The organism is Candidatus Lokiarchaeota archaeon, from assembly GCA_014730275.1.
Taxonomy (GTDB): Archaea; Asgardarchaeota; Thorarchaeia; order Thorarchaeales; family Thorarchaeaceae; genus WJIL01.
In genome coordinates this window covers 21,215-29,151 of sequence record WJIL01000145.1, presented here as the reverse complement: position 1 = coordinate 29,151, position 7,937 = coordinate 21,215, and the positions used below count along the sequence as shown (strand labels likewise).

General features: G+C 44.4%; 6 protein-coding genes. 3 read left to right on the top strand and 3 right to left on the bottom strand.

Annotated elements, in window-relative coordinates; translation table 11 throughout:
• Positions 1 to 251 precede the first annotated feature (251 nt).
• Complete coding sequence (locus GF309_16345) at positions 252 to 1,685, bottom strand: MFS transporter (GenBank protein ID MBD3160351.1); 1,434 nt, start codon at positions 1,683 to 1,685, stop codon at positions 252 to 254.
• 206 nt (positions 1,686 to 1,891) lie between these two features.
• Between GF309_16345 and GF309_16340 the strand changes: the two genes are divergently transcribed.
• On the top strand, positions 1,892 to 3,598 hold the full coding sequence (locus GF309_16340) for a helicase (protein ID MBD3160350.1): 1,707 nt from the start codon (positions 1,892 to 1,894) through the stop codon (positions 3,596 to 3,598).
• Here GF309_16340 and GF309_16335 read toward each other — a convergent pair.
• Entirely contained in the window at positions 3,591 to 4,550 is a 960-nt protein-coding gene (locus tag GF309_16335; protein MBD3160349.1) for a phosphotransferase, read from the bottom strand. The two genes, GF309_16340 and GF309_16335, sit on opposite strands and share 8 nt — an antisense overlap.
• 62 nt (positions 4,551 to 4,612) lie before the next feature.
• Between GF309_16335 and GF309_16330 the strand changes: the two genes are divergently transcribed.
• Positions 4,613 to 4,900 carry a DUF2240 family protein gene (locus tag GF309_16330; GenBank protein MBD3160348.1) on the top strand — a complete coding sequence of 96 codons (288 nt, stop codon included), beginning with the start codon at positions 4,613 to 4,615 and terminating at the stop codon, positions 4,898 to 4,900.
• A gap of 2 nt (positions 4,901 to 4,902) precedes the next feature.
• On the opposite strand, the gene GF309_16325 is transcribed toward GF309_16330, so the two are convergent.
• Positions 4,903 to 6,015, bottom strand: coding sequence for an AAA family ATPase (locus tag GF309_16325; protein ID MBD3160347.1), 1,113 nt, complete (start codon positions 6,013 to 6,015; stop codon positions 4,903 to 4,905).
• Positions 6,016 to 6,118: 103 nt separating this feature from the next.
• On the opposite strand from GF309_16325, the gene GF309_16320 reads away from it, so the two are divergent.
• Complete coding sequence (locus GF309_16320; GenBank protein MBD3160346.1) at positions 6,119 to 7,930, top strand: hypothetical protein; 1,812 nt, start codon at positions 6,119 to 6,121, stop codon at positions 7,928 to 7,930.
• The last annotated feature ends 7 nt before the right edge of the window (positions 7,931 to 7,937 follow it).

Sequence of the window (7,937 nt, the reverse complement as noted above, 5' to 3'; positions counted from 1 at the left end):
CCCGACCAACTAGTAGTTACGCTGAAGGAACTTGAGGACAGTCTCAAGAAGATACCTGGCGTATCCAAGGTTACCCTTCGACAGGTTGAATGAGTGCCTGCAGAGACAGTTTCATAGCTTAACTAAGAAAGCATCTGTCGAATAGGTAGGGGAACGCCAGTTATAGTCGATAGATAGTACTATTTGTTATTATGAAGCTCAGTTGGATTCAAGATATTGAATGAGTTTCGTAGATATTTTGTAATACGGATTTATGTTGGATCCATTACAGGATCATTCTCTTCATCAGTTTCAGCTATCTTTACAGGATGTGTTTCCTCTACATAACGCCAAAGCATGAAGGCTCCAAAGATTCCTACCGCTGCGGCTATCCAGAAAGGAACCACTATGCCATCGATTGTGAAGATACCCAGTTGGAGTGTAAGCAGAGAAAAGAAAGAGAACAGTAACCCTCCTGCAAGAGGCCCGATGGTAGCGCCGGCATTGAAAAATGCTTGAATAGTACCGAAGAGCTTCCCCCTTAGCTTCCAAGGAACAATATCAGCTTGAATTGCGCGAAGAGCCGGCTGTGAAGCCGCTCTAGAAGCTCCTTGGATTACCCAAGCGGTGCTACTCTGCCCTAGATTCTTTGTCAGAGGCAACAAGAAGAAGCCTGCTCGCGAAGCAAGAGACCCATAGACTGCCAAACCTTTTCTTCCATGCGCATCTGCGTATCTTCCAGCTGGAATCGATAGAAGCATACCGATTCCGCCAGCCCCCGAAATCACGATACCAATGAGACCGATGTCTGTGGTGATCTTACTCATTAGGAAGAGCTGAAATAGTGGCTGTCCAAGCCCCATGGATATTCCATTTGCAGCAGACATTATGTAAAGAGCATGAACCATCATCTTTCGATGTGGACGAATTTCATCAACAGTCTCAGGGCCCTCTATTTCTTCAGGGACTGGTTCTGACGAAGCAGGAGTGATAGCCGCGAGTTCGTCAACTACATCACCAGTTTTTCCTGGTGCGGTCTCCTGTAATATGATGTACGTAAGAATAACTGAAGGTAAAGTAATTGCAGCTGCAATAAAGTACGGAACACGAAATACATTGGGAACTGACAGCTGTAAAACGTCACGACAAAAATTGTAGAGCAAACCTCCAACACCAGGGCCGATGATGAAACCCACATTTGATACAACCATGTAAAGGCCTAATCCTTCACCCCGGCGTTTCGGACCAACTATATCCATAAGCGCGGCTTCAGCAACTGGCCAGACAGAAGCAGATACAACCCCCTGAAACGCTCTGATGAGAACTAGGTGAATCCAGTTCTGAGCTAACCCAAAAAGAAGAAGTAGGATAACATATCCTGTCAAACCGGCGATCAGCAGTGGTTTACGTCCATGTTTGTCTGAAACACCGCCCCAATACCGCGCAAGGAGGGTTCGCGTGGCCATGAATGCCGCCATCATCACACCAAGAATCAAAGAGAATTCTGCGACAACCTCTGATGGAACCATGTATCCAGGGCCAGGAGGTTCATTTATCCCCCCTTCAAGAGCAATCAAATAGAAGGACAGAGATGGTGAAATTAGACCAAAGCCGAGCATCACAAGCATGGCATCAATAGCCAGAACCATCACTCGAGGGTTCATATAGAGACTCTTCTTAGATTCCGATAGAAAATCGAGGTTCATCGATGCCTACCCTTGCGACGCAGTGGCCTAATTCGTTCCTTATTCTTATAGCTATTTGTATCGCACATAATCATTCCACGTGTTTTTTGAATTCCGTTTACAAAGGATTTATCTCTCGAAACTAACGCGGCATTACGAATTCCGTTTGAAAATTCCCCGAACGTAATTGATAGCAGAGATACTACGCCAAAACAAGAGGTAAACAAATGCCTAGCACAGCAAACCCATTGATAGTTCAATCGGACCGTTCCATATTATTGGAAGTCGATAATCCGCGCTACGAAGAAGCAAGAGATGCATTAGCACAATTCGCAGAACTGGTCAAATCGCCAGAATATGTGCACACATACAGAATAACGCCATTAAGCCTCTGGAACGCTGCTGCAACCGGTCTATCTCCGGAAAAAGTTATGGAAGCACTTGAAGAATACGCCAAGTATCCCATACCCAGCAATGTTTCCAGAGAAATAATGGAGTACATGGGCCGATATGGGAGGCTTTCTCTCTACGAAGGGGATCTCGACCTTCTACTACTGTGTGATAGTGAAGACTTAGCAGATCAGATATGGGCTAGCGACAATGTTCGAAAGCACCTACTTGGTCGGATTGATGAAACCACCATGCGAGTCGATCCCGCAGAACGTGGTTTTCTTAAACATGCACTAATTGAAATTGGCTACCCAGTAGAGGACTTCGCTGGATATATTGAAGGCGAACCACTCTATTTCGAACTCACTGAAGAGACAGAAGACGGAGAAGAGTGGGGCTTAAGGGACTATCAAAGAGAAGCTGTATCTATATTCCATGCAGGGGGTGGACCCAGAGGGGGATCCGGTGTTGTTGTGTTGCCATGTGGAGCTGGAAAGACAATGGTCGGGATGGGAGCAATGGAACGACTTCAGACATCGACGCTCATCCTATGTCCTAATGTTGTTGCTGTACACCAATGGATTGAAGAACTGATAGACAAAACCACATTGGAACCAGACCAGATTGGAGAGTATACAGGAGACATCAAAGAAGTACGTCCAGTCACTGTAGCAACATATCAGATTCTCACATACCGTAAATCCAGAGATGCAGACTTTGAACATTTCGAAGTATTTGAGGCCAGGAACTGGGGGCTCATCATCTACGATGAAGTACATCTTCTCCCGGCTCCAGTGTTCAGAGCTACTGCATCCATACAAGCAACAAGGAGGTTAGGCCTGACTGCAACGCTGGTCAGAGAAGACGGAAGAGAGGAAGACGTGTTCACTCTTATAGGTCCAAAACGGTTCGATATGCCATGGAAACAGCTCGAAGACCAAGGTTGGATAGCAACAGCTGTTTGTTACGAAATAAGAATAGATTTGCCCGAGAAATTACGGAAGAAGTATGCATTGGCCGAGGATAGACGGAAGTATAGATTGGCCGCGGAGAATCCTAGAAAGCTAGATATCATAGAGAAACTTGTTGAATACCACGCTGATGATAACGTACTCGTAATTGGCATGTATTTGGATCAGCTTCACGAAATTGCAGATTTGTTGGATGCACCAATAATAACCGGGAAAACAAGTAACTCAAAGCGGCAGAAGCTCTATGGGAAATTCAAAAAAGAGGAAATCAAAGTTCTCGTGGTCTCAAAGGTTGCAAACTTCGCTCTAGACTTGCCTGATGCGAATGTAGCTATACAGGTAAGTGGGACATTCGGGTCCAGACAGGAAGAAGCACAGAGGCTCGGAAGGATACTAAGACCCAAAAAGGATGGTAGCTTCGCACGGTTCTATAGCGTTATTACAAAAGACACAAAGGATCAAGACTTCGCTTCGAAGCGACAGCTGTTCTTAACTGAGCAAGGATATCAATACGTGATTGCATCTGAAGAAGAAGCCATATGGGAAAAACCTCCAGAGAAATTCTTCATGTAACAACTTCGAGAGTATCAGCCAGCTGTACAGATTTCTGTCTGAAGTACTTGATTAGCTCTGTTCGAACACTTGGATTTGCAAGATTCTCTTCTACGATACTCATCTCAATATGTACTAATCTCGTGAAGGTCCAAATCAAACAACTGAAGAGCGCAAGAGGGAGGAGATTCAATATCGCCTCTAGGTTTTCCCTATTTCTCACTAAGGGGCTGTCTACGGTAACCTCGTATCTTCCTTTTGGCTCAGCAAAGAAGTATGCATAGTCATAGAATGAGTTGCCCCGAAACGTTTCTTCAAAATCGACAAATACAATCGAGTTTTCTTTCAGAATCACGTTACTCGGACGCAGATCACCATGTACCGTGTCACTCGGCCAGCGGGGGAGTTCTATCATTTCTTCTTCAAGCTTAGTTCCGAAATCTCGCATCTTCTCAAGAAAATCGCACAATGGCGAAGAATGACTTTCGTCGTTATTGCTGACCTGTTCAAGGTGGTTCTTCTTCATGCTCAAGTAAGCAGTAGGGTGATCATAACAGGAAACAGGAATTTCAATGTGCGAGAATTTGCGTTGAGCATTTCGAATAAGGGCTAATTCATCCTCTTGAAACGATTGTGGATTTGTCTTTGTGATTCCTTGTTCATATTCGGTAACAAGATAAGGCAACCCATTCCCAAGCGTTCCCTTGGCTACAGGTCTAGTGGATAGGCTGTGGCGGTACGCAATTCCATGTATAGTCCATTGCATATCGTATGGATTTTTTTGATACTCAAGTTGCAATGCGGGGATTTTCACAACGTACTGCTTCTTTCTATCAGTAATCAGAAGATTAAGATTCGACATCCCTCCCAAAATTCGTATACTGTCATCTAGCTCGAGTTTAAGCTCCGAACGCAACATGTCAACGAATTGAGATGCTCCATATCCGTGAATCATACTAGGAACAATATTCATTTTCGCGCCAGATTGGGTAAACAGACTTAAACTCTTAAAGGATGGCTTGAGTCTGGAACAGTATGAATGGTCGACAGGTTTTGTTGATACTGGCGCATCTCTTTAGAAAGAAAGGGAAATATGTGAACATTGAAGAAGCCGTGCATTACCTGTCCTTCAGATGTCGCTATGGAAAACCGAGTGATATAAGGAGGCTTCTTACTTTTGCTCTTGAGCAGGGCATGATTTCAAGGAGCGATGATGAAATCTCAGCAGGTTTCCTTTATGAGGTGCAGGATTTATCACCAAATCAAATTGCAAATTTTAGGAAACATCTCACAGTGAAACCGAGTATTCCCAAAATAGGCTGAATTCACGCAGAGGAGGCCAAATTCTGAATTGAGCCAAGGAGAGCAGAAAGCTGGATAAATGGGTTTCGTGCCTGGGTCATTCTAAAATCGATTTCCGCAACCCTTGCTAGAATCTCATATAGTTGTGCCTTCGGAAATGGCCTCCTAAGCAAATCTCTTTGGATTTCAACAATGATTTCCTCAGGTTCGTATCCTTCCCTTGCAAGTAGGTCTACCATCTCCTTTCTTGCATTTATGAAGGAACCATCAATGGCTTTTGTTATGGCTTCGCTCACCGACTTGCTAAGATACGTTTCTGAACATTCGTATACATCATCTTCTGTCAGGGCAGATGTGCCTGAAGAAGCCATCTGGAGAAGATTGATAGCTCGTCTATAATCACCGGAGGATTCTCGATAAATCGCAGCAATAGCATCTTCTTGGATAGTCACGCCCTCTTTCTCGGCAATATCACTGACCACCTCCTCAATTGCGTCTCGGTTTCCTCTCGGAAAGCGCAATAATAGGCAGCGGGAAATTATGGCTGGACTCCAACCGGCTAGAGAAGGAGTGATGAGAACGAATCTGCACGCATCATTGTAGATTTCCATAGTTCTACGTAGCGCTTGCTGCATATTGTTGTCTAGGGCATCGGCTTCATCCAACACCAGGATTTTTGTCAACCGATTACTGACTGTAATGGTAGAAGCAAACATCTCAATTGCCTTATGTAGCATCTGACTACGGTTTGGGCGTCTCCGTCTACCACCTTTCAGCTTGAGTTCGGCCTTTGCTTCACTGTAGACTCGAGACATGTACTCGTCTAAATACGTCCGTTCCTCTGGATCCATTCTCGCTATAGTACTCAGAGACCTCTTAGCTTTCGAGAGAGGAAAATTCCGGATGTCACGAATATTTAGCGACATGAAGTTCGCCTGAAAATCCTTACCAAGAATGTCTCGTGCGAAGACCTCTGCTGCGGAGGTTTTCCCTGTTCCAAAGGGCCCATAGAAAATCATGTTAGGTAAAGTACCCGAGGTTGCTAGGTTTTTCAACTGGGAAATGGCAACCTCATTGCCTTTGAAATCTTCCCACTTCTTGGGCCGATACTTAAGACACCAAAGCAGGGGCTCCATTCTTCGCACTTCTTAGTTTGGTTGTAAACATTGAAATAAAAATAACCCGATTTCGTGAATCAGAGGTATCTCCCAGCATCCGCTATCGTGCTTCTTTTATTGGATGATGCGGCCGTCACAATCTACAACTCGGATATCTGACCGAAAGCAAGATAAACCAATAGTTGTTAGTTTGTTAGTTTCAAGGGGCCTGAATATTGCTATGACTAAGGAAAGCCTAGAAAGTGAACTCGAGCATATGTTCAGAGATGACTTAATCGTCGCTTGTCAGTACTGGGGAATCGACATTAGTGGAAGTTCTTCAACTCACGAGCTCAAGGATTTGCTTGCAGAAAAAATGCGGGACCCAGAATCTCGCAAGAGAGTATTCAACACATTTACCAAGAAAGAGTTGGATCTCTTGGGAATTCTGAGCTTGAGCGGCGGAGCAATGTCAAATGATAGATTAAAGCCATTCAGAAGGATTTACAGCTATGGACAACTCAATCAAACCGAACGGGACCTTCGGAAAAAAGGAATCATCATTAGGAGAATTATGAGTCGACTTACGGAATATGGGCGGGAAGTAGCCGAATTCAAAATCATGGACTTCTTCATTCCACATCTCAGAGCACTATTTTCGAAAAAACCAGAAGAGAATCTCGACAGACCAGAGAACAATTTCAAATTTGTCAATCAGCGAGATACGCTTCTTATTGATATTCTCCAAACAGTCTCATATTTTGCGAAGAATGAGGTTAAACTCACCAGCTCATGGGAATTTCCAAAGAGAGAGATGGAGAAGATAATCGAAAGATTATCAGAATCAACAGAAGAACGATTTGAGATTGTACAGAAAGTAGGAAAGAAAGCCACCGCGTACACAATGACTGAAGATGATTATGTATTGCCGGCCAATGTCAAACGAGTATTCAACGGGAATCAAGAACGAGTTTCCAGAAGAATTCTTCTTTCAGCTCTTGGTCGGACTCGGGCGATATGGGCATCTTCAGACCAACCAACAGAATACTCGCTAAACCTGATTATTTGCCGCCTTCGAGAAGCAGACGAAGGAGACTGGATAAGAGTTGACGATTTGCGCGAGTGGATTCGCAGCGAACTCTATCTAGAGAATCAGCCTCTAAAATGGCTAAAGGTTGACGAGGAACGAGTAAGGTTGGCATTGGAGACCCCGATTCTGCTCGGCATAGTTGAAGCCGCCTACCAAGGCGATACTGTCCATGCCATAAAATTGACAGATATGGGTGCAAACGTCATATATGGAAGGGAAAAGGAGTATCACGAGGGGCAAGACACCTTTTTTGTCGTACCGAACTTCGAAATAACAGCATTCACAACAGAAATGAACTACTACAATTTGTACAGACTGATGCTCATCAGTGAACCAGTCAAAACTGATGTGGTCAGTACATTCCAGATTACAGAGGAGTCCATTTTCAGGGCTGTGGAGATGGGATTAAGGGAAACCCAAATCCTAGAATTCCTTCAAGAAGAAAGCAGTAAGCCAGTTCCGGACAATGTTGTAAGGTCAATTGAGGACTGGACATCTCAAACCACCTTCGCGATGGTTTCAGAGGTTACTATCTTCGAGACAGATACTGAGAAAGAGCTTGACCATCTCATGCTTCTGGAAGAGTTCACTAAGCATGTTGAACGTAGAATAGGCCCGAAAGCAGCAATTATTCATGGAGATATCGAGAGCCTAACTGAGGACCTAGAGGAACACAAATGCCATATCAGAAAGGCTGACGAAGAACCAAGAGAAAACAAAAAAGGCCATACTTTATCCATGCCATTTCCAGAAGATGCCTCGGGAGGAAGTAACGAAGGCGCGGAAGATTTGCCAGAGGAATGTAAGGGCTGCCCTGCGGTACACTCCTGTAACCGAGTTGTAAGACGACGTTCTGAAGAGTAGTGGTGAA